The 21308-nt window shown below is 72.7% G+C and carries 19 protein-coding genes and 2 tRNA genes; 5 read left to right on the forward strand and 16 right to left on the reverse strand.

Annotated elements, in window-relative coordinates:
• Positions 1–158: 158 nt before the first annotated feature.
• Positions 159–3029, reverse strand: coding sequence for a leucine--tRNA ligase (gene leuS, locus E2B92_RS13550; protein ID WP_126886632.1), 2871 nt, complete (start codon positions 3027–3029; stop codon positions 159–161).
• Positions 3030–3491: 462 nt separating this feature from the next.
• Between leuS and E2B92_RS13555 the strand changes: the two genes are divergently transcribed.
• Both E2B92_RS13555 and E2B92_RS13560 read left to right on the forward strand, forming a co-directional pair.
• Entirely contained in the window at positions 3492–4784 is a 1293-nt protein-coding gene (locus tag E2B92_RS13555) for a hypothetical protein (RefSeq protein WP_133087533.1), read from the forward strand.
• Positions 4781–6364: an NADH-quinone oxidoreductase subunit NuoF family protein gene (locus E2B92_RS13560; RefSeq protein ID WP_126888839.1), complete on the forward strand. Its 1584-nt coding sequence runs from the start codon at positions 4781–4783 to the stop codon at positions 6362–6364. Before E2B92_RS13555 ends, E2B92_RS13560 begins: the two co-directional genes overlap by 4 nt.
• Before the next feature lie 51 nt (positions 6365–6415).
• Here E2B92_RS13560 and E2B92_RS13565 read toward each other — a convergent pair.
• Positions 6416–6488, reverse strand: a tRNA-Ala gene (locus E2B92_RS13565).
• A gap of 177 nt (positions 6489–6665) precedes the next feature.
• Here E2B92_RS13565 and E2B92_RS13570 point away from each other — a divergent pair.
• Positions 6666–7877, forward strand: coding sequence for a glycosyltransferase 87 family protein (locus E2B92_RS13570; protein WP_126888840.1), 1212 nt, complete (start codon positions 6666–6668; stop codon positions 7875–7877).
• Here the strand turns inward: E2B92_RS13570 and E2B92_RS13575 are convergent.
• Positions 7846–8079, reverse strand: a complete 234-nt coding sequence (locus tag E2B92_RS13575; RefSeq protein ID WP_026277450.1) for a hypothetical protein — start codon at positions 8077–8079, stop codon at positions 7846–7848. The genes E2B92_RS13570 and E2B92_RS13575 overlap by 32 nt on opposite strands.
• A gap of 239 nt (positions 8080–8318) precedes the next feature.
• Positions 8319–9752 (reverse strand): MFS transporter, encoded by a 1434-nt coding sequence (locus E2B92_RS13580; protein ID WP_126888841.1) that lies wholly within the window; start codon positions 9750–9752, stop codon positions 8319–8321.
• 94 nt (positions 9753–9846) lie between these two features.
• Here E2B92_RS13580 and E2B92_RS13585 point away from each other — a divergent pair, with 94 nt between their 5' ends.
• Complete coding sequence (locus tag E2B92_RS13585) at positions 9847–10728, forward strand: helix-turn-helix transcriptional regulator (protein ID WP_185923765.1); 882 nt, start codon at positions 9847–9849, stop codon at positions 10726–10728.
• A 123-nt stretch (positions 10729–10851) separates the two neighbouring features.
• Here E2B92_RS13585 and E2B92_RS13590 read toward each other — a convergent pair.
• From E2B92_RS13590 to E2B92_RS13615, 7 genes are all read right to left on the reverse strand, one after another.
• A tRNA-Ala gene (locus E2B92_RS13590) sits at positions 10852–10924 on the reverse strand.
• 73 nt (positions 10925–10997) lie between these two features.
• Entirely contained in the window at positions 10998–11651 is a 654-nt protein-coding gene (locus E2B92_RS13595; protein WP_126888843.1) for a histidine phosphatase family protein, read from the reverse strand.
• Positions 11648–12103, reverse strand: coding sequence for a ribosome silencing factor (gene rsfS / locus E2B92_RS13600; protein ID WP_126888844.1), 456 nt, complete (start codon positions 12101–12103; stop codon positions 11648–11650). Before rsfS ends, E2B92_RS13595 begins: the two co-directional genes overlap by 4 nt.
• A gap of 103 nt (positions 12104–12206) precedes the next feature.
• Positions 12207–13973, reverse strand: a complete 1767-nt coding sequence (locus E2B92_RS13605; protein ID WP_133087534.1) for a LytR C-terminal domain-containing protein — start codon at positions 13971–13973, stop codon at positions 12207–12209.
• Between the two features lie 19 nt (positions 13974–13992).
• Positions 13993–14613, reverse strand: a complete 621-nt coding sequence (gene nadD / locus E2B92_RS13610) for a nicotinate-nucleotide adenylyltransferase (protein WP_084895025.1) — start codon at positions 14611–14613, stop codon at positions 13993–13995.
• 52 nt (positions 14614–14665) lie between these two features.
• Positions 14666–14827: a hypothetical protein gene (locus E2B92_RS32965; RefSeq protein WP_179166370.1), complete on the reverse strand. Its 162-nt coding sequence runs from the start codon at positions 14825–14827 to the stop codon at positions 14666–14668.
• An 83-nt stretch (positions 14828–14910) separates the two neighbouring features.
• Positions 14911–15111 carry a hypothetical protein gene (locus E2B92_RS13615; RefSeq protein WP_126888154.1) on the reverse strand — a complete coding sequence of 67 codons (201 nt, stop codon included), beginning with the start codon at positions 15109–15111 and terminating at the stop codon, positions 14911–14913.
• Positions 15112–15188: 77 nt separating this feature from the next.
• On the opposite strand from E2B92_RS13615, the gene E2B92_RS13620 reads away from it, so the two are divergent.
• Positions 15189–16253, forward strand: a complete 1065-nt coding sequence (locus E2B92_RS13620; protein ID WP_126888155.1) for a M48 family metallopeptidase — start codon at positions 15189–15191, stop codon at positions 16251–16253.
• A gap of 52 nt (positions 16254–16305) precedes the next feature.
• On the opposite strand, the gene E2B92_RS13625 is transcribed toward E2B92_RS13620, so the two are convergent.
• The 5 genes from E2B92_RS13625 to proB form a co-directional block, all read right to left on the reverse strand.
• On the reverse strand, positions 16306–17406 hold the full coding sequence (locus E2B92_RS13625) for an SCO2583 family membrane protein (protein ID WP_126888156.1): 1101 nt from the start codon (positions 17404–17406) through the stop codon (positions 16306–16308).
• Positions 17407–17470: 64 nt separating this feature from the next.
• The gene (locus E2B92_RS13630) at positions 17471–18058 is read right to left on the reverse strand and encodes an SCO2584 family spore wall biosynthesis protein (RefSeq protein WP_126888157.1); all 588 of its coding nucleotides are present in this window, start codon (positions 18056–18058) and stop codon (positions 17471–17473) included.
• 70 nt (positions 18059–18128) lie between these two features.
• Complete coding sequence (locus E2B92_RS13635) at positions 18129–19445, reverse strand: glutamate-5-semialdehyde dehydrogenase (protein ID WP_126888158.1); 1317 nt, start codon at positions 19443–19445, stop codon at positions 18129–18131.
• 74 nt (positions 19446–19519) lie between these two features.
• Entirely contained in the window at positions 19520–20020 is a 501-nt protein-coding gene (locus E2B92_RS13640) for a hypothetical protein (RefSeq protein WP_126888159.1), read from the reverse strand.
• Positions 20021–20162: 142 nt separating this feature from the next.
• Complete coding sequence (gene proB / locus E2B92_RS13645) at positions 20163–21290, reverse strand: glutamate 5-kinase (protein WP_126888160.1); 1128 nt, start codon at positions 21288–21290, stop codon at positions 20163–20165.
• Positions 21291–21308 lie beyond the last annotated feature (18 nt).

Here is a 21308-nt window from a genome sequence, read left to right on the forward strand (position 1 = left end):
CCGCCCGTCGTTCCTCCACGGTAAACGGAACGGGCAGGCCGAGGGTTCCATCGGAACCCCCAACCTGCCCGTAGGGGATACCACCCAGGGGGCCGCCCGGGCGACGCGGCCCGGCCGGAAGGCCGGGCCGCGCCGTCACGCGCCGCCCGGCCGCGCCGTCACGCGGTGACGATGTTGACCAGCTTGGGCGCCCGCACGATCACCTTGCGGATGCCCGCGCCGCCGAGCGCCGCGACGACGCCCGCGTCGGCCAGGGCCAGGGCCTCCAGGTCGGCGTCCGTGATGGACGGCGAGACCTCCAGGCGGGCCTTGACCTTGCCCTTGATCTGGACGACGCAGGTGACGGTCTCGTCCACGACGTACGCCGGGTCGGCGACCGGGAAGTCCTGGTGGACGACCGACTCGGTGTGGCCCAGCCTGCGCCACAGCTCCTCGGCGATGTGCGGGGCCAGCGGGGCGACCAGCAGCACCAGCCGCTCGGCGACCGACCGGGACACCGGGGCGCCGGTCTTGGTCAGGTAGTTGTTCAGCTCGGTGACCTTGGCGATCGCCGTGTTGAACCGCATGGCGGCCATGTCCTGGCCGACGCCGTCGATCGCCTTGTGCAGGGCGCGCAGGGTGTCCTCGTCGGGCTCGGTGTCGACGACGGTGACCTCACCGGTCGACTCGTCGACGATGTTGCGCCACAGCCGCTGGAGCAGCCGGTACTGGCCGACCACCGCGCGCGTGTCCCAGGGGCGGGAGACGTCCAGGGGGCCCATGGCCATCTCGTACAGGCGCAGCGTGTCCGCGCCGTACTCGGCGCAGATCTCGTCCGGGGTGACGGCGTTCTTGAGGGACTTGCCCATCTTGCCCAGGACGCGGCTGACCTTCTCGCCCTGGTACCAGAAGGCGCCGTCGCGCTCCTCGACCTCGGCGGCCGGGACGGCGATGCCGCGCGCGTCCCGGTAGACGAAGGCCTGGATCATGCCCTGGTTGTAGAGCTTGTGGAAGGGCTCGGCCGACGAGACGTGGCCCAGGTCGTAGAGGACCTTGGACCAGAACCGCGCGTACAGCAGGTGCAGTACGGCGTGCTCGGCGCCGCCCACGTACAGGTCGACGCCGCCGTGCGGCTGCCCCTCGCGCGGGCCCATCCAGTACTGCTCGATGGCGGGGTCGACCAGCGCGGAGTCGTTGTGCGGGTCCAGGTAGCGCAGCTCGTACCAGCAGGAACCGGCCCAGTTGGGCATGGTGTTGGTCTCGCGCCGGTACTTCTTGGGGCCGTCGCCCAGGTCCAGCGTGACGTTGACCCAGTCCTCGTTGCGCGACAGCGGCGTCTCCGGCTGCGTGTCGGCGTCGTCGGGGTCGAAGGTGCGCGGCGAGTAGTCCTCGACCTCGGGCAGCTCCAGCGGCAGCATCGACTCGGGCAGCGCGTGGGCGATGCCGTCCTCGTCGTAGACGATCGGGAAGGGCTCGCCCCAGTACCGCTGGCGGCTGAACAGCCAGTCGCGCAGCCGGAAGTTGACGGTGCCCTCGCCGATGCCCCGGGCGACCAGCCAGTCGGTGATCCTCGCCTTGGCCTCGACGACGCCCAGGCCGTCCAGCGAGATCTCGTCGTTCGCCGAGTTGACGATCTTCGCGTCGTACGAGTCGAAGGCGTCGTCCCAGGTCGCGGGGTCGGTGCCGCGGTCGTCCGAGGGCTCGACGACACAGCGCATCGGCAGCTCGAAGGCGCGGGCGAAGGCGAAGTCGCGGCTGTCGTGCGCCGGGACGGCCATGATCGCGCCGGTGCCGTAGCCCATCAGGACGTAGTCGGCGATGAAGACCGGGACGCGGTCGCCGCTGACGGGGTTGATGGCGTACGCGCCGGTGAAGACACCGGTCTTGTCCTTGGCCTCGGCCTGGCGCTCGACGTCGGACTTGGACGCGGCCTGCTTGCGGTAGGCGTCGACGGCCTCGGCCGGGGTGGCGTGGCCGCCCGTCCAGACGTCGTGGGTGCCCTCGGGCCACGCGGCCGGGACGATCTTCTCGACCAGCTCGTGCTCGGGCGCCAGCACCATGTAGGTGGCGCCGAACAGGGTGTCCTGGCGGGTGGTGAAGACGGTGATGGCGTCGTCGCCGACGGCGAAGTCGACCCGGGCGCCCTCGGAGCGGCCGATCCAGTTGCGCTGCTGGAGCTTGATGGCCTCGGGCCAGTCCAGCGCGTCCAGGTCGTCCAGCAGCCGGTCCGCGTAGGCGGTGATGCGCATGTTCCACTGGCGCAGCTTGGCCTTGAAGACGGGGAAGTTGCCGCGCTCGGAGCGGCCGTCGGCGGTGACCTCCTCGTTGGCCAGCACGGTGCCCAGGCCGGGGCACCAGTTGACGGGCGCGTCGGAGGCGTAGGCCAGGCGGTACTGGCCCAGGACGTCGGCGCGCTCGGCGGCGGTCAGCTCGCTCCACCCGCGCGTGGTGCCGGGTACGGGGCGCTCACCGCTCTCGAAGAGGGCGACCAGCTCGGCGATGGGGCGGGCCTTCTTCGCCTCGTCGTCGTACCAGGAGTTGAAGATCTGGAGGAAGATCCACTGGGTCCACTTGTAGTAGTCCGGGTCGATCGTGGCGAACGACCGGCGCTTGTCGTGGCCCAGGCCCAGCCGGCGGAGCTGGACCTTCATGTTCTCGATGTTCGCCTCGGTCGACACGCGCGGGTGCGTGCCGGTCTGGACCGCGTACTGCTCGGCCGGCAGGCCGAAGGCGTCGAAGCCCAGCGTGTGCAGGACGTTGTGCCCGGTCATGCGCTGGTGGCGGGCGAAGACGTCGGTGGCGATGTAGCCCAGCGGGTGGCCGACGTGCAGGCCCGCACCGGAGGGGTAGGGGAACATGTCCATGATGAACTTCTTGGGGCGGGCCACCACGGCCGGGTCACCGGCCAGGTCGCCGCTCGGGTTGGGCGCCTCGTAGGTGCCCTCGGCGTCCCAGAAGTCCTGCCAGCGTGCCTCGATGTCGGCGGCCATGGCCGCCGTGTAACGATGCGGGGCCGCTGCCTCGGCAGCGGCCGTGTTCATCTCGCTCATGATCCTTAAAGCTCCATCGATCGTCTCTGCCGGCTGCCGCTGTGTCGCGCGGCGAAATGAAAAATCCCCTCGCACAGGAGGGGACGCCGCGCCGATTCCGGCCGGACCTTTCATCCGCCGGTACTGATCAGCGCGGCTCGCTAAGCAGAAGGCGTACGGCACGCATGGCGTCAGGGTACCGCAGGGCCCGTACGAGCCGCATCGCCGTTCCACGGGCCGTCGCCCGCCCGGGAGGGCGCCGGAGGGCACCAAAGGCCTCAGGGTTACTCCGCGTATCGCCCCTATCCGGGGCAACGCCAGAGTCAGTTGTCGGCCGTTCCGAACCTTAAACGCTCAAAGCTCGTACCGGTTGGTATGCGTCGACTTAGCATGCGGCCACGGGACCTCTTTTCCGCACCACTGGAGTCGCTCCCCATGAACCCTCATCGCAAGAACCGCTCATCGCCCGCCGCGCAGGCCGGTATGAGCAAGCCGGTACAGGGCGGGCTGTCCGCGGCTGCGCTGGTACTCATACCCGTGCTCGCGATCGGCGGGAGCGACAGCTTCCGGGCCGCTCTGGACTTCACCACGGGCGTCCTCTCCCTCGTGTCGCTCACCGCGTCGGTGGCCTGGGGGCTGCTCGCGACGGACCGGCTCCTCCTCTCCACCCGCCACCGGCTGCTCGCCCAGGCCGTCCACCGCACCACCGCGGTGGCCTCCCTCGGCTTCCTCCTCCTCCACGCCACCGTCAAGGTCTCCCTCGGCCATGTGGCGCTCGTCGGGGCCCTCGTCCCCTTCGGCCTCGGAGTCACCGGCACGTCCGGACTGATCGGCTTCGGATCGCTCGCCGGGCTGCTGATGGTGATCGCCGCCTCCACCGGCGCCGCCCGCAGCGCCCTGGCGGGCCGCGGCACCATCGCCGCCCGCTGGCGGCCCCTGCACATGCTGGCCTACCCGGCCTGGTGCTGCGCGCTCGTCCACGGGCTCTACGCGGGTCGCCCCGCCGCCACGTGGGTCACCGCCATGTACTGCCTCGCGCTCACCGGCGTGGCCTGTGCGGTCTCCCTGCGGATGCTGCCCCGCCCCGTCCAGCAGCGCCTGACCGACCGCGTCCTCGGCCTGATCGGACCGGGCGCCGACAAGCCGGAGCGCGGCCGCCGGCGCCGGGACCCCTCCGTTTCGCCGCTCCCGGGGGCGTCGGACATCGCCCCGCCCCAGCCCTTCGGGGCCGCCTTCGAGCAGGAGCTGCGGCGGGAGCCGGCCACCCGCCCCGAGCAGTCGGCCCCCGACCGTCCCCTGGGCCGCCCGCGCGAGCAGCCCCGGACGCTGACCCCGCCGTCCTCGCCGCTGTACGAGCCGTCCTTCCCCCCGGCCTCCCCGGCCCCCACGAGGGCCTCCTCCGCCACCATGGGCGCCGGCATGTCCGCCGGTTACCGGGCCGTGTCCCTGGGCCACACCTCCCCCGGCGTCCCTTCCGCGGGCGGCGCGGGAACCGGCGGCACCGGCCAGGACGTCCCCTACGCGGAGCGCGTCCCCATGACCGAGGAGCTGCCGGTCGTGACCGACGAACCGGCGACCCGGCCCGGGTACTGGCCCACCCCCTCCCCGCCGCCGCCCGCCCCGTCCCCCACCCCGCCCTCCTACGACACCTCATCCCCGTCGTACGCCTCCCCGTCCCCCTACAGCTCCACCGACCCCTCTGAGCCCGCTCCGGGCCCCTTCCAGCAGCCGCCCGCGGGCGAGCCCTGGACCGCACCCGCAGGAGACCGCACGTGAACGCCCCGCTCCCCGACGTCCCCGAAGTCCGCGTCGTCGGCCTCCCCCAGCTCACCCAGGGCTTCGACCTGGTCGAGCGGCTGGACCTCCAGATGCACCTCAAGGTGCACGGTCCGCTCGAACCGATACCCGGCGAGCGGCTGGCACAGCTCGCCGAGGAGATCTCGCTGCGCGGCCGGGGCGGCGCGGGCTTCCCCTTCGGCAAGAAGCTGCGCGCGGTCGCCAAGGCCGCGATCCGGCGCGGGGTGCGTCCCGTCGTCGTGGTCAACGGCAGCGAGGGCGAGCCGGCCTGCCGCAAGGACACCGTGCTGCTCAACCGCGCCCCCCACCTCATCCTGGACGGCGCCCTGCTGGCGGCCGAGGCCCTGGGCGCCCGCACCCTGGTGGTCGCGGTGACCCGGAACTCCACGGAGGTCTCCATCCGGGCCGCGCTCGCCGAGCGGGGCCTGTCCGACCGGCGCGGGCAGCAGCTCCGCGCGCGTGTCGTCCGCACCCCGGAGCGCATGGTCTCCGGTGAGGCGTCCTCCGTGATCCGCGCGGCGAACGGCGGCCCGGCGATCCCGCCCGGCCGCCGGGAGCGGGCCGCCGAGTCCGGGGTGGGCAACGCGCCGACGCTGCTGTCCAACGCCGAGACGTTCGCGCAGCTCGCCGTAGCGGCCCGGATCGGGGCGGGCCGCTACGGCCAGCACGGCCTGGACAGCGAGCCGGGCACGGTGATGCTGACGATCTCCGGGCAGGTGGCCCGGCCCATGGTGGTGGAGGTGCCGACGGGCGTGCCGATGCGGTACGTCCTCCAGCTCGCCGGCGCCCCGCCGGTTCCCCAGGGGGTGCTGACCGGCGGCTACCACGGCAACTGGATCGACTCCATGGCCGTGGACAACTGCGTCATCTCGCGCGAGTCCATGGCGGCCGTGGGGGGCGCCCTGGGGGCCGGCGCGATCCTGCCCATCGGGCCCGAGACCTGTCCGCTGGGCGAGGCGCAGCGCGTGGCGAACTGGCTGGCGGCCGAGACGGCCGGCCAGTGCGGGCCGTGCCGCCTCGGCCTGCCCGCCGCGGCGGGGGGCCTGTCGGACGTGCTGAACGGCGGCGGGCCGGCCGCCCTGGAGGCGCTGCGGGAGGTCACGCAGGCCGTGAAGGGCCGGGGCGTGTGCAAGCACCCGGACGGGTCCGCCCGGTTCTTCGGCTCGACGCTGTCCGCCTTCACGGACGACCTGGCCGCGCACGTCCTGCACGGCGGCTGCGGGCGCCCGACGATCGGTGTGCTGCCGCTGCCCGAGCCGGGCTACCAGGAGGTCGTGGAGTCCATCCCGAGCGGCGAGAAGCTGGCGGTGGACTGGACGCTGTGCAAGGGCCACGGGCTGTGCGCGGACATCGTTCCCGAGCTGATCCGGATGGGCCGCGACGGTTACCCGGTGCTCGCGGACGCGTCCGTGCCGGTCCACCTGCGGGACCGTGCGCAGCTCGCGGTGCGGCGCTGTCCCGAGCTGGCGCTCCGCCTCGAGCAGGGGGCCCAGGAGCGTCCGTCCCGTCCGGCGTTGCCCAGCGCCGACCGCAAGGCCCTTGGCAGCGGGCGGGGTTGAGAAAGGAGGAAGGCGGGCCATCCGATCGGATGGCCCGCCTTCGTCGTGCTGTGGAGCTAAGGAGAATTGAACTCCTGACCTCCTGCATGCCATGCAGGCGCTCTACCAACTGAGCTATAGCCCCTTGCGGTGTGCCGCCCTGTGGGGTGTTTCTCCCCTTGTGGGTCTCCCTCGCGGGTTTCCCTCGCGGCGACACAGAGAACATTACACGGTCCCCCCGGTGGTTCACCAAATCGTTTGTGGGCGGCAGGGCTCCGGCCGGTGGCGGCGCCCTTCGCCGGGGCCGGTAGCGTCGCCCTTCGTGACCGTGACATCGACCCTCCGGGCGCGCCTCAGGGAGCTGCCCCTCGCCGCCGCCGCGACGGCCTGCCTGCTGTCGTTCGCGGCCTTCTGGATGGCCCAGCGCGCCGCCAACGTCACCATGCTGGACCTCTCCGTGTACCGGGCGGAGGGCGAGACGGTCCTGGCCGGGGGCGACCTGTACGCGATGCGCGCCACCTCGGCGAACCTGCCGACGACGTACCCGCCGTTCGCCGCGCTGCTGTTCACGCCGCTGACGCTGCTCGGCGTGCCGGAGATGCGCACCCTGGCCACGGCCGGGAACCTGCTCCTGCTGCTGGCGCTGGTGCACCTGTCGCTGCGCCTGGTGGGCAGGGGCCGGCCGGGCACGGCCCTGTGGGTGGCCGCGGTCCTGGTCTGGCTGGAACCGGTGTGGACGACGCTGCGGTACGGGCAGATCAACCTGCTGATCGCGGTGGCGGTGCTGTGGGACCTGACCCGGCGGGAGAACAACCGGTGGGCCGGGGTGGGCATCGGTCTGGCCACGGCGGTGAAGCTGACGCCGGGGCTGTTCGTCGTCCTGCTGCTGGTCGTGGGGGTGGCACGCGCGCGTGCGCACGGGTGGGAGCGGGGCCTGCACCCGTGGCTGCGGCAGGCGGCGACGGCGACCGGGGTGTTCCTCGGCGTGACCGTGGCGTCCGCCGTCGTCCTGCCGTACGACTCGCGCCGCTTCTGGACCGAGATGATCTTCGAGACGAGCCGGGTCGGGCGCAAGGAGGAGACCGCCAACCAGTCATTGAACGGGGTGCTGGCCCGGCTGCTGCACACCACCGATCCGGGGGTGTGGTGGCTGCTCGCGGCCGCCGTGGTGGGTGTGGCGGGAATCACCGTCGCGGTGCTGGCGGCGCTGCGGGACGACCGGCCGGTAGCGGTGGTGGCGTGCGCGACGACGGCGCTGCTGGTCAGCCCGATCTCCTGGTCGCACCACTGGGTGTGGTGCGTGCCGATGGTGATCCTGCTGGCGACCCGGGTGCGTCCGGCCTGGACCGCCGGTACGGCGCTGGTGTTCGCGTCGTTCGCCCTGTGGTGGGTGCCGCACGCGCCGGCCCCGGTCCGTCTCGAACTGCACCAGAACGGCTGGCAGATGCTGCTGTCGGGGCTCTACACGCTGGTGGGGCTCGGCCTGTTGGCGGCGGTCGGCGTCAGGCAGTGGCGAACGAGTAGAACCGCTTGAGGGTGCAGTGCTCGTCGAGCAGCCGCCCGTAGATGGGCTCCCCCTCGAGTTCCCGATAGGTCTCGATGGGGTCGCCCTTTATGATCAGCGCCCGCGCGCACTCCTCGCACCAGTACTGGTACTCGGGGTTGACCGGGTCCATGTCGCGGACGATCGGCGTACCGCTGCCGCACCAGTCGCATTTCCGCCTGTGTGCACCCATCAATCAGCTCCAGCCGTGGCCGCAGGACGTGCACACATAGGACACCCCGCCATTGTCACCGAGTACTTGGGCGACGTGGGACGAACCGCACGCGGGGCAGGTGAGTCCGGAGCGCGCCCGCGCCGCGGTGAGCGGGTCGGAAGCATCCTCGGAACCGCTGGCCGACATCGCGCACTCCCTCCCGTCCGGATCGTCGTCCCCCTCCGGCCGTCCGATTCTGCCATGGCCGGGCAGGAGGATCAGCGGGGTCGGCGCACCAGTCCCGCCGACGCCCCCATGATCGACGCGACGGCCAGCGCCAGGGCACATACCCACAGCGCATCGGCCGACACCTGGCTCCCCGGCGCGGTCAGACGGCTGAGGAAGAGTGTGCCAAAGGTCGCGACACCGAGGAGCTGACCGAGCTGGGTGACGGTCGCCAGCAGGCCGCTGGCGTCGGCCGCGTCCTCCTGGCGTACGGTCGCCAGGGCGCCGGTCAGGACGGGGCTGAACGCGAGGGCCAGGCCACCGCCCAGCGCGATGAACGCCCCGTACATCAGCGGGCCGCCGCTGTGTCCGTCGCGCAGCGCCCAGCCGGACGCCAGCGCGGAGGCGGCGCTGATCAGGAACCCGCCCGGCACCAGCGCACGCCGGAGGGCGGCGGGCCAGCGCCGCCAGGTCAGGCCGACCACGCCGAAGACGACGGCCGTCGGGGCGAAGGTCAGTCCGGCCCGCAGCGCGCCGTACGCGAGGCCGCCCTGGAAGTGCAGGGTCATGGCGAACAGGAATCCCGCGTTGACGCCCATCGCCACGGCGATCCGCACCACCGCGAGGCCCATGCCGGGGATGCGCAGCACGCGCGGGGCGATCAGCGGGGCACCGCCGCGCCGCGCGAGCCCCGCCTCGTACGCGCGGAACGCCGCGAACACGACGGCCGACAGGGCCAGGGACGCCCAGCACCAGGCGGGCCAGCCCTGCTCCTGGCCCAGCACCAGCGGCACGGTGAGCAGCGAGACGGCGGCGGCCAGGAGCACCAGTCCCACCAGGTCGAGGCCGCGGGCGTGCGCGGGGGCGTCGTGCCGGTCGCGCGGCAGCACGCGTACGCCCAGGACCAGCAGGACGAGTCCGATCGGCACGTTGACCAGGAAGACGGGGCGCCAGCCGGTGCCCAACAGGTCGGCGCTGACCAGGACGCCGCCGACCACCTGGCCGGCCGCCGCTCCGGTGGCGAGCACCGCCGAGTAGGCGCCCAGGGCGCGCACCCGTCCCTCGCCGGTGAAGTGCCGCTGGATGAGGCTGAGGACCTGGGGGATCAGCAGCGCCGCTCCGGCCCCCTGGGCCAGCCGGAAGGCGATGAGCTGGCCGGCGCTCCCGGCCAGGCCGCAGGCGAGCGAGGAGGCCGTGAACAGGGCGAGCCCGCCGAGGTACGCCCGGCGGTGCCCGAGCAGGTCGCCGAGGCGGGCGCCGGTGATCAGCAGGACCGCGTACGTGATGGTGTAACCGGCGACGACCAGTTGCAGAGCGGCTCCCGACGCGCCCAGTCCGGTACGGATGGTGGGGGCGGCCACGTTGACGATGAAGGTGTCGAGCAGCGCCATGAACTGGGCGGCGAGCACCACGCCGAGCAGCGGCCGCAGCCGCTTGTCAGTGCCACCGTCTTTACTGAGTCCGGGACTTGTCGCGGTCGTCGTCATGGCTCCGAGCCTGCCGACGTTCCGATACGGGTAACGAGAGCCCGCTGATGCTGGTACTGACAGCACCTGGCACGGGTGGGGCGGTCCATCGACCATGGGGGGCGTGACGACGATGGCGACACAGCAGGAGCGCACGGGGCAGCCGCGGCGGCGGCACGAGCTGGCTGCCTTCCTGCGCGGCCGCCGGGCCCGGGTGACACCGGCGGACGTGGGCCTGCCGCCGGGGCTGCGCCGCCGTACGCCCGGGCTGCGCCGCGAGGAGGTCGCCCAGCTCTCCGGGGTGGGCGTGACCTGGTACACGTGGCTGGAGCAGGGCCGGCCGATCAACGCCTCGGCGCAGGTCCTGGACGCGGTGGCGCGCACCCTGCGGCTCGACCGGCCGGAGCGGGAGCACCTCTACCACCTGGCCGGGGTGCCGTACGCGCCGGACCGGGCGGTGGACGTGGACGAGATCAGCCCGGAGATCCAGGGCATCCTCGACGCCCTCGACCCGCGACCCAGCGTGGTCTACAACACGCGGTACGACATCCTCGCCACCAACCGGGCCTACCGGCTGCTGTTCGACAGCGCCGGAAAGGCCGCCCAGGGGATGCGCAATGTGCTGTGGACGCTGTTCACCGTGCCCGGCCCGGTGTGCCCCCTCGTCGACAGGCAGACCGAGCTGCCCCTGATGGTGGCGCAGTTGCGCGGGGCGTACGGGCGCCATGTCGGTGAGCCGGCGTGGGAGTCGTTCATCGCCCGGCTGTGCTCGGCCAGCGCGTACTTCGCCGAGCTGTGGGAGAGCGGGGACGTCGTGCCGCCCGGCCCCCGGGTGAAGACCTTCCGGCACTGCGCCGTGGGGGAGGTACGGATGACATCGGTGTCCCTGTCGATCAACGGCATGCCGGAGTGCCGGATCGTGACGTACACCGCGAACGACGAGGAGAGCTCTCGGGCCATCGAGAACCTGTGCGCCCGGGGCGCGGACGCGGTCTGACGCGGCCGGCCCGGGGCCGGGCCGCCACGGACAGGAGCCCGGCCGGGGCCGGGGCCCCGGCCGGGCAAGGGGGGACGGAAAACACGAATCCCGCCCCCTGGTGGGGACGGGATTCGGTGACTGTGGAGCTAAGGAGAATTGAACTCCTGACCTCCTGCATGCCATGCAGGCGCTCTACCAACTGAGCTATAGCCCCTCGTGTTCTTCGCGCTCCGCGCTGCGAACAAGAAGAACTTTAGCCTGTGACCTGCCGGAAAGTGAAATCCGGGTCAGTCGTCGTCGCCGAGGACCGGTTCCGGCAGCGTTCCGGCGTTGTGTTCCAGCAGGCGCCAGCCGCGCGCGCCCTCGCCCAGCACCGACCAGCAGCAGTTCGAGAGCCCGCCCAGGCCCTCCCAGTGCCGCGCCTCCAGGCCGAGGAGCCGGCCGATGGTGGTGCGGATCGTGCCGCCGTGGCTGACCACGACGAGCGTGCCCCCCTCGGGCAGCTTGTCGGCGTGCCCCAGCACCACGGGGGCGGCCCGGTCGGCCACCTCGGTCTCCAGCTCGCCACCGCCGCGCCGCACCGGCTCGCCGCGCTTCCACGCGGCGTACTGCTCGCCGTGCCGCTCCAGGATCTCGTCGTGGGTGAGCCCCTGCCATTCGCCCGCGTACGTCTCGCGCAGCGCGGAGTCGTGGTTGACCTGGTGCCCGGTGATGGCCGCCAGCTCGGCGGCCGTGGCCGCCGCGCGCTTCAGGTCCGAGGCGATGATCGCGTCGGGCTTCAGCGCGGCGAGCAGCCGCGCGGCACGGCGCGCCTGCGCGATGCCGGTCTCGGTCAGCTCGATGTCCGTGGAGCCCTGGAAACGGCGCTCCAGGTTCCACGACGTCTGGCCGTGCCGCCAGAGGACGATGCGGCGGCCCCTGCCGCCCTTGCTGCCGTTCAGCTCAGCTCACCGTCCGGGCCGCCGGAGCCGTCCGGGCCGTCGACGCCGCTCAGCCGGGCGTGCTCCTCGGCCTTGCCGCGGGTCTTCAGGGCGTCCTCGGGCAGCGGCAGCTCGGGGCAGTCCTTCCACAGCCGCTCCAGGGCGTAGAAGACCCGCTCCTCGCTGTGCTGGACGTGGACGACGATGTCCACGTAGTCCAGCAGGATCCAGCGGGCGTCGCGGTCGCCCTCGCGGCGGACCGGCTTGGCGCCCAGCTCCTTGTTCAGCCGCTCCTCGATCTCGTCGACGATCGACTTGACCTGGCGGTCGTTGGGCGCGGAGGCGAGCAGGAAGGCGTCGGTGATCGACAGCACGTCGCTGACGTCGTAGGCGATGATGTCGTGCGCGAGCCGGTCGGCAGCCGCCTGGGCGGCGGCGGTCACGAGCTCGATGGAGCGGTCAGTGGCGGTCACATGCAGGCTTTCGTCGGCGGTCCAGAACCCTTCCAGGGTCTCACGTACCGCCGACAGCCCGGCAAACGATTACCCGGCCCCGTGCCGGGCACCGCTCGGCCGCCTACCCGGCGTCGTAGTCCCGGCCCAGGACGACCGTGACGTCCGCGTTGGCCGTGGCCGTCCCCTTCCGTACGGCGCCGGCGGGCAGGCCCAGGGTCTTGGCGACCTCCTCGGCCGTCACCTTCTGCGCCGCGTCACCATAGATGACCTGCGACGATTCCTCCGTGTCGGCCTTCGTGCCGCCGATGACGGCGTAGCCGCCGTTGATCAGCCGGACGCGTGCCGCCTCGGTGGCGTCCTCGTCGCCGGAGCCGTTCCTGACCGCGACCCGTACGGCCGCGCCCTGCTCCGGAGCGCTGACCGAACCGCCCAGGATGTCCTTCACCACACTGTTGGTGGCCTGCTCGCTGAGCGTGCCGTCCTCCTGGACGGGCAGCAGCGCGGTCTTGTGGTCGCCGACCTTGGCGTGTTCGGCGAGCTTGGCCAGGGAGGCGCCCAGGTCCTTCTCCGGCAGGGACGGGTCCAGGATCTGCGCCAGCGTCTGGATGGTGACCGTCGCGGACTGCGGATCGTCGGACATCTTCCGCAGCACGCCACGGATGACCTGCCCGAACCGCTCGAGCTGCCGGGCCTCCGCCTCGCCCTCGCCGCGGTGGGTGGCGTAGGCGACGGCCATGCGCCCGTTCAGGGTCTGGTTCTCGCCCTTGGTCACCAGGGGCGCGTCGCCCTTCTTGGCGCCGGGGACGTCGGTGTCGGTGCTGACCTCGATGCCGCCGACCAGCTCGACCAGGTTCTCCAGGTACGGGGTGTCGAGCCGCCACGTGCCGGTGATCTCCGTCCCGAGCAGGGTGCCGATGGCCTCGCGGGTGCCGGTGGAGCCGTCGTCGTCGACGGACTTGGCGAGCGTGGTGCTGGTGCCGTCGTCGTTGGCGACGGAGAGCGAGTTCGGCAGCAGGACGGTCGTGCCCTGCTTGGTGGTGGCGTTGTTGACCAGCAGCGCCGTGGAGGTCTCCTTGTTGCGGGTGTTGTGCAGGTGCAGCACGATCACGTCCCGCTTCTGCGGGCCGCTCGTGGTGGCGCCCTGCCCGGTCTCCTGGTCGCCCATGCCGGGGATCTTGCCGGCGGCCCACAGGTACCCGACGCCGCCGATGAGAGCGACGGCCAGGACGACGACGAGCGCCACGACCCGGTTGCGTCCGCGTCGCCGGGCCTCCTCGCGGCGCTCGGAGCGGCTCTCGGTGAACTTGAGCCAGTCGATGACGTCCTCGGAGTCCTCGTCCGGGTCCTCGACGAAGGAGAACTGCTCGGTGCGGTACTCGCGCCCCGCCTCGCCGCGCTCGGCCTCCCCGCGCTCCGGCCCGGTCGCGGGGCGGCGCGGCCCGGGCACGGTGGCGCCGGGGGCGGCCGGGGTCTGCGGGTACTGCTGCTGCGGCTGGGGCCGCTGCTGAGGCTGGGGCTGGTGGGCCTGGGGCTGGGCGGGGGCCTGGTAGGCCTGATGGGCCTGGGGCTGGGGTTCCGGCTCGTGGAGGGGCTGCGGCGCGGGCTGCTGCGGGGCGGTGTCGTACCCGGTGGTGGCGTAGCCCTCGTACCCGTACCCCTGCTGCGCGTACGACCGGTCGTAGCCCGGGTCGTAGGTCTGTTCGTAGCCGTAGGACTGCTGCGGCTGCGCGTACGGGTCGTACTGCTGCTGCTCATACTGCCGGGGGTCGTGCTGCTGCGCCTCGTGCTGCTGGGCCTGCTGGTACACCGGCTGCCCGTAGGCGTCGTAGCCGACGATCTGCGGCTGCGGCGGGTAGTACGGGTCGTACGGGTTCTGCTGGTCGTTCACCGGTGCCCCTCTCCGTGGCTCATTCGCCCCGGTACAACTGGCGCTTGTCGATGTAGCGCACCACACCGTCCGGCACCAGATACCAGACGGGATCGCCCGCGGCGACCCGCGCCCGGCAGTCGGAGGACGAGATGGCCAGCGCCGGCACCTCGACCAGGGAGACACCGCCCTCGGGGAGCCCGTCGTCCGAGAGGTCGTGCCCCGGACGGGTCACCCCGATGAAGTGGGCGAGCGAGAAGAGCTCCTCGGCGTTGCGCCAGCCCGGCATGATCTGGGACAGCGCGTCCGCTCCGGTGATGAAGAACAGATCCGTGTCCTCGTTGAGGTCACGCAGTTCCCGCAGGGTGTCGATGGTGTACGTCGGCCCGCCGCGGTCGATGTCGATGCGGCTGACCGAGAACTGCGGGTTCGACGCCGTGGCGATGACCGTCATGAGGTAACGGTCCTCGGCCGGGGAGACGTTCTTGTGGCTCTTCTGCCACGGCTGCCCGGTCGGTACGAACACCACCTCGTCCAGGTGGAACAGGGCGGCCACCTCGCTGGCGGCCACCAGGTGTCCGTGGTGGATCGGGTCGAACGTCCCGCCCATGACGCCGAGTCGGCGTTTGCCGGAACTGGTCGGCACTTGCTGGTCTCCCATGCGTGCAGAGCCTACTGGCAGGGCGCCGCGGGCGGTCCCGGCGGGAGCGGGCTCAGCGGTCGCGGTTGAAGCGCGTGGTGATCCACAGCAGCAGGAGCAGCACGACGAGGGCGCCGCCGCCGGTGATGTACGGGTTGAGGCTGGCGTGGTTGCCACCGTGCTCGCCGCCCTGGGCGAGCGTGACGAGGCTGGCGGCGGTGGTGGGGAGGCTCATCTTCGGCAGGACCTATCCATCGGAGTCGGAGCGGAGACTTCGCGCACATCGTATGCGGGCCGTCCGGGCACGCTCACGCCGACTCAGTCGTTGTCGTGCCCGTCGCGGTGTCCGCGCGGCGGGAAGCGGGCGAGCGGGGCCGCCTGAAGGAGCGGCACGGGGAGCACGGCCCGGAGCGTGTCGCCCGGGCCCCGCCGCCCGGACGCGGCGGGCTGGGGGCGGCGGGCGGCGGGGTCCGGCACGCCGGGGCGCTCCTCGCGGCGCACGGTTGTCCACAGGCTCACTCCCGCCGTGGATCCAGCGCCTACGCTGGGGGCCGTCAGGGGGACGAGGCAAGATCTCGTACGAAGAGGGGGCATTCATGACCGACAGCAGTCACGAGAGCGTGCCGAGCAGGCGGCGCACACGCTTCCCGGGCATCTCGTCCCGGGCCTACGAGCACCCGGCGGACCGTTCCGCGCTCGTCGCCCTGCGCAAGCTCGCCGGCTTCGACACCGTCTTCAAGGCACTGAGCGGACTGCTGCCCGAGCGCAGCCTGCGGCTGCTCTTCCTGTCCGACTCCGTGCGGGTGGGCGACACCCAGTTCGCGCACCTCAACGGCATGCTGCGGGACGCCTGTTACATCCTGGACCTGGAGAAGGTCCCGGCGATGTACGTCACCCAGGACCCCAAGCCCGGCGCCATGTGCATCGGTCTCGACGAGCCGATCATCGTCGTCACGACCGGGCTGGTGGAGCTGCTGGACGAGGAGGAGATGCGGGCCGTCGTCGGCCACGAGGTGGGCCACGCCCTGTCGGGCCACGCCGTGTACCGCACGGTCCTGCTGTTCCTCACCAACCTGGCGATGAAGGTCGCCTGGATTCCCCTGGGGAACGTCGCGGTCATGGCGATCGTGACGGCGCTGCGCGAGTGGTTCCGCAAGTCGGAGCTGTCGGCGGACCGGGCGGGGCTGCTGGTGGGCCAGGACCTGAAGGCGTCGATGCGCGGACTGATGAAGATCGCGGGCGGTAACCACCTGCACGAGATGAACGTGGACGCGTTCCTGGAGCAGGCCGAGGAGTACGAGGCCGGCGGCGACCTGCGCGACTCGGTGCTCAAGATCCTGAATGTGCTGCCCCGCTCGCACCCGTTCACCACGGTCCGGGCCGCCGAGCTGAAGAAGTGGGCCGAGAGCCGCGACTACCAGCGGATTCTCGACGGCCACTACCCGCGCCGCTCGGAGGACAAGGACACCTCGGTGACCGACTCCTTCCGCGAGTCGGCGTCCCACTACGCCGAATCGGTGCGCACCAGCAAGGACCCGCTGATGAAGCTGGTCGGCGACATAGCCGGCGGCGCGGGCGACCTGGGCGGCAAGCTGCGCGACCGGTTCGCGGGGAGCAACGGCAATGGAAGCGGCAACGGCAGCGGCAAGGGCACGGACTGACCGGGGCGGGGGTGGCACGGCCGCTTGGGGTACGGCGCCGGTACGGGCCGCCTCAGCCCGCCGGGAGTGACGGCTGGGCGCCCGGGGCCAGGGCGCCGCACAGCGCGGTGGACGTCCGGCTGCCGGGCGCGTACGGATCGGTGACCGCCGGTCCCGCCGGGGTGGGCCGGTGCCCGGCCGGCAGCGGGTGGAGGGAGCCGGACGGGTCGGCGGAGCACTCCTGGGGGCCCGCCTGCACCCGGCTCGTCAGCAGCTCCGCCCGGTGCATGGCCAGGTCCTCGCGGTCGAAGCGGAACGCCAGCTCGCGGCGGACGGTGAACAGCGAGGCGGCGGCGTCGGTGCCCGCCCCGGCCGGGCGGACCGCGTAGGCGAAGGTGTGGTCCGAGGTGACCTCCAGGAGGTCGGGCGCCACCTCGGCCACCCGCATCGAGCCCCGTGCGCGTGCGGGGCTGTCCGCGAGGGCCACCTCGGCGGTGTCGAAGCGCACCAGCCAGCCGGTCGCCGCGTGCATGCCGTCGTCGGCCGGGGACTTCACGCTCCGGTCGAACTGCTCCATCTGGTCGGGGTCGAGCAGCAGCCTCACCTGCCGCACGGCCCGGCCGGTGAGGACGTCCGGGTCGAGCGAGGACCGCACCAGATAGTCCCGTGCGGTGGTCAGCGCGGTCGTCACCTGGCTCTCCGAGAAGTGGGCGGTGCGCTTCGCGGCGGGCAGGGGGATGCCGGCGGCACCCGAGCGGAACTGGGCGGCCGGGCTGCGGGCGTACAGGGCCTCGGGCTCCCCGCCCGGCACGGTGCCCTGCGGGGCCAGCGGGACGACCGTGCTGCGCAGGGGTTCTGCGCGCCGGTCGATCAGCGGCTGGTAGCTGTTGCGGGCGCTGAGGTACACCACGGCGGCGAAGGCCACCGCGAGGACCAGCACGAACACGAGGGCGCCCTGCCGGGGCCGGGGGCGGGAGGCGCCGGGCGTCCGGCCCCAGGCGGGCCGGGAGCGCACGGCCTGGGCGTGCTCGCCCATGCGTTCCCGCGCGGAGTACTCCTGGAGGCGGGCAGCGCGGACGAACGACTCGTCGAAGACGACGGATCGGTACTCGTCCTCACCACCGCCGGGGAGCCCGTCCGGCGTCCCCTCAGGCGGGTCGCCACGCCCTGCCATACCTTCAGGGTAGGTCGGCGGGAGCCCCGGTAAACGCGCCGCGCGTGGCGACTCGAGGGCACGCTCAGGGCGTTCGCGGCACCGCCGGCACCGGTGGGCCGCTGTACTGGGCGGAGGCGGACGGAGCGGTCGTGGCGGGCGTCGGGGGCGGTGTGTCGATGCCGCTGCTGGCGGGCGCCGGCACCTGTCCGCCCCGGCCGCCGGAGGAGCCCCGGTAGACGGCCGTGAAGGCGAGGGCGACCATGCCGACGCCCATGACCACCGCGAGCACCCAGGCCACCGGCCGGTGCCAGCGGGAGCTGGGCCGGTACGGGCGCAGCGCGCCGCCGTGCGCCCCGTAGGGGTCGCCGTCGCCGTCGCTGTCCCCGGGCCCGTCGCCGTACCGGACGGGGTGGCCCCCGCGCCCGTACCCGTCGTCGTACCGCTCCTCGTCGGCGGCGGCGCCGCCCGTGCCGGACCGGGCGGCCTCGGCGTCCGCGCGGGCCTGCGCCGCTGCCAACAGCCGCTCGACGGCGGTGGGTTCATGGAATGCCGCGGCTCGTACGAAGTCCTCGTCGAACACCACGGAGGCGAAGTCCTCGTCGGAGCCTCCGCGGTCGTCGTCGGGCTCCCAGCCGTCCGGGAACGGCTTGCCCCCCACGTCGTCCGGCACGCCTTCAGAGTAGACCTGGGAGGTGGGTTTCGGCAGGGAGAGGACGAACTCCACCCCCGCGACGGGCCCCCTAGCGGGTGTGGCCGTCGCCCGTGACGATGTACTTCGTCGACGTCAGCTCCGGCAGGCCCATCGGGCCGCGGGCGTGCAGCTTCTGTGTGGAGATGCCGATCTCGGCGCCGAAGCCGAACTGGCCGCCGTCGGTGAAGCGCGTCGAGGCGTTCACCGCGACGGTCGTGGAGTCGACCAGTTGCGTGAAGCGGCGGGCGGCCGCCTGTGAGGTGGTGACGATCGCCTCGGTGTGGCCGGAGGTCCACAGCCGGATGTGGCCCACGGCGGCGTCCAGCGAGTCGACGACGGCCGCGGCGATGTCGTACGAGAGGTACTCGGTCTCCCAGTCCTCGGCCGTGGCCGCGACGACGGTGGCCTTGGAGCCGTCGGCGTATGCCTGCACCCGCTCGTCGCCGTGGACGGTGACGCCGGCCTCGGCGAGGGCGTCCAGGGCGCGCGGCAGGAAGGCGTCGGCGATGTCCTGGTGGACGAGGAGCGTCTCGGCGGCGTTGCAGACGCTGGGGCGCTGCGCCTTGGAGTTGATCAGGATCTCGACGGCCATGTCGAGGTCGGCCTGGGCGTCGACGTACACGTGGCAGTTGCCGGTGCCGGTCTCGATGACGGGGACGGTGGACTCCTCGACGACCGTGCGGATCAGGGAGGCGCCGCCGCGCGGGATCAGGACGTCGACCAGGCCGCGGGCGCGCATCAGCTCGCGCACCGAGTCGCGGGACTCGCCGGGCACGAGCTGGACGGCGTCCGCCGGGAGGCCCGCGCCGCCGACCGCGTCGCGCAGGACGCGGACGAGGGCGGTGTTGGAGGAGTACGCGGAGGACGAGCCGCGCAGCAGCACCGCGTTGCCGGACTTCAGGCACAGGGCGGCGGCGTCGACCGTCACATTGGGCCGGGCCTCGTAGATGATCCCGACGACACCGAGCGGGACGCGGACCTGCCGCAGGTCGATGCCGTTGGGGAGGGTGGAGCCGCGGACGACCTCGCCGACCGGGTCGGGCAGCGCGGCCACATCGCGGACGTCGGCGGCGATGGCCCGTACGCGCTCGGGGGTGAGTGTCAGCCGGTCGATGATCGACTCGCTGGTGCCCGCCTCCCTGGCGCGGGCGACGTCCTCGGCGTTGGCCTCGACGATCTCGCTGGTGCGGACCTCCAGCGCGTCCGCGATCGCCAGCAGCGCGTCGTCCTTGGCCGCACGCGGGAGTGGCGCGATATCGGCGGCGGCGGCACGCGCCCGGTAGGCGGCGCGGGCGACCGGGGTCATGTCGTCGTACGGCGTGACGGACGGTGAAGCGGAGGAGGCGGGGGAATGCGACGAGGTCATACTCGCAGCGTAATGCGCTCCCGGCGGGCATCCATCACATATCCCGCTCTGCGAGACACCCGGCGGCCGGTACGTCAGTACGGGTGCACACCCACGGGGGCGGCGGGCGGCGGTCCGTACCCCTCCGCGATCCGCAGGTGGTAGGTCTCGCGGTCGATCACCTCCAGGCCGACGATCTCCCAGGGCGGGAGCCCCGCGCTCTGCCGGTGCTCGCCCCACAGGCGCAGCGCGACGGCGGCGGCGTCGTGCAGGTCGCGCGCCTCCTCCCAGTAGCGGATCTCGGCGTGGTCGACGGCGTACCGGCTGGTGAGCAGGAACGGGTGGTCGTGGGCGAGCTGCTCCAGGGCCCGTCTGACGTCCTTCAGCGGGGCCTCCTGGCCGGAGACGCTGAGGGTGATGTGCCACAGCTTGGACACCGGACGGTCCGGGGTGCGCCGCTCCGGCTGGTTGCCCGACTGGCGGCCCGTGGCGCCGTCGTCGAGGACGGTCTCGTCGAAGTCGGCCCCGGCCTCGACACTCGTCAAGGCGCGTTCGGCCGTCCCTCGGGGCAGTGCCCCTGGGCGCGCTCGTCTCACCGGCGGCCTCCTGTTAGTGCGTCGTGGTGCTGTCACCCCGCTTACCCCTGAGACAAAGTTGACCAGTCCTGCGCGGAACGTGGGGCGGTTTTAAGGAAGGTCTCCGGCGGATGGCGGGAGTTTCAGCCGTTCTGGGACCGGTCTAGGGCTGGAGGACGACGAGATCGTCCCTGTGTACGACCTCCCTCTCGTATGCCGGACCGAGCTCCTTGGCCAGTTCCCTGGTGGACCGCCCCAGGAGCTGGGGGATCTCCTTGGCGTCGAAGCTGACCAGGCCCCGGGCGACGGCCCGCCCGGCGGTGTCGCGCAGCTCGACGGGGTCGCCGGCGCCGAAGTCCCCCTCCACGGCGGCGATGCCCGCGGGGAGCAGGGACTTCCGGCCCGCGACGACCGCCCGCACGGCGCCGTCGTCCAGGATGAGCGCGCCCTGCGGGGTGGAGGCGTGGGCGAGCCACAGCAGCCGGTCGGCCGAGCGGCGGCCGGTGCGCCGGAAGTACGTGCCGGTGTCGCGGCCCGCGAGGGCGTCGGCGGCCCGGCTGGCCGAGGTCAGGACGACGGGGACGCCGGCGGCCGCCGCGATCCGGGCCGCCTCGACCTTGGTGACCATGCCGCCGGTGCCGACGCCGGCCTTGCCCGCCGAGCCGATCTCGACGCCGTCCAGGTCGGCCGGTCCGCGCACCTCCGCGATGCGCGAGGTGCCGGGCTTGGAGGGGTCGCCGTCGTACAGCCCGTCCACGTCTGACAGGAGCACCAGCAGGTCGGCCCGCACCAGGTGGGCCACGAGGGCGGCGAGCCGGTCGTTGTCGCCGAACCGGATCTCGTCCGTGGCGACCGTGTCGTTCTCGTTGACGACCGGCAGGGCGCCCATGGCGAGGAGCTGGTCGAGCGTCCGGTAGGCGTTGCGGTAGTGGGCGCGGCGGCTGGTGTCGTCGGTGGTGAGGAGCACCTGGCCGACGCGGACGCCGTAGCGGGCGAAGGAGGCGGTGTAGCGGGCGACCAGCAGGCCCTGGCCCACGCTGGCGGCGGCCTGCTGGCGGGCCAGGTCCTTGGGGCGGCGGGCGAGGCCGAGCGGCGCGAGCCCGGCGGCGATGGCGCCGGAGGAGACCAGGACGATCTCCTTCTCGCCGCCGCCGCGGACCTTGGCGAGTACGTCGACGAGCGCGTCGACGCGGTCGGCGTCGAGGCCGCCGGAGGCGGTGGTCAGGGACGAGGAACCGACCTTGACGACGATCCTGCGGGCTTCCGTTACGTACTGCCTTGCCACTGTCACGTGGGAAATCTATGTCAG

It is taken from the genome of Streptomyces sp. WAC05374 (assembly GCF_004353505.1).
GTDB lineage: Bacteria > Actinomycetota > Actinomycetes > Streptomycetales > Streptomycetaceae > Streptomyces.

What these genes read in the sequence shown, in the direction of transcription:
- leuS (WP_126886632.1), bottom strand. Translation starts at nt 3,029, where the DNA reads ATGAGCGAGATGAACACGGCCGCTGCCGAGGCAGCGGCCCCGCATCGT.
- E2B92_RS13555 (WP_133087533.1), top strand. Translation starts at nt 3,492, where the DNA reads ATGAGCAAGCCGGTACAGGGCGGGCTGTCCGCGGCTGCGCTGGTACTC.
- E2B92_RS13575 (WP_026277450.1), bottom strand. Translation starts at nt 8,079, where the DNA reads ATGGGTGCACACAGGCGGAAATGCGACTGGTGCGGCAGCGGTACGCCG.
- E2B92_RS13580 (WP_126888841.1), bottom strand. Translation starts at nt 9,752, where the DNA reads ATGACGACGACCGCGACAAGTCCCGGACTCAGTAAAGACGGTGGCACT.
- E2B92_RS13585 (WP_185923765.1), top strand. Translation starts at nt 9,847, where the DNA reads ATGGGGGGCGTGACGACGATGGCGACACAGCAGGAGCGCACGGGGCAG.
- nadD (WP_084895025.1), bottom strand. Translation starts at nt 14,613, where the DNA reads ATGGGAGACCAGCAAGTGCCGACCAGTTCCGGCAAACGCCGACTCGGC.
- E2B92_RS32965 (WP_179166370.1), bottom strand. Translation starts at nt 14,827, where the DNA reads ATGAGCCTCCCCACCACCGCCGCCAGCCTCGTCACGCTCGCCCAGGGC.
- E2B92_RS13620 (WP_126888155.1), top strand. Translation starts at nt 15,189, where the DNA reads ATGACCGACAGCAGTCACGAGAGCGTGCCGAGCAGGCGGCGCACACGC.
- E2B92_RS13625 (WP_126888156.1), bottom strand. Translation starts at nt 17,406, where the DNA reads ATGGCAGGGCGTGGCGACCCGCCTGAGGGGACGCCGGACGGGCTCCCC.
- E2B92_RS13635 (WP_126888158.1), bottom strand. Translation starts at nt 19,445, where the DNA reads ATGACCTCGTCGCATTCCCCCGCCTCCTCCGCTTCACCGTCCGTCACG.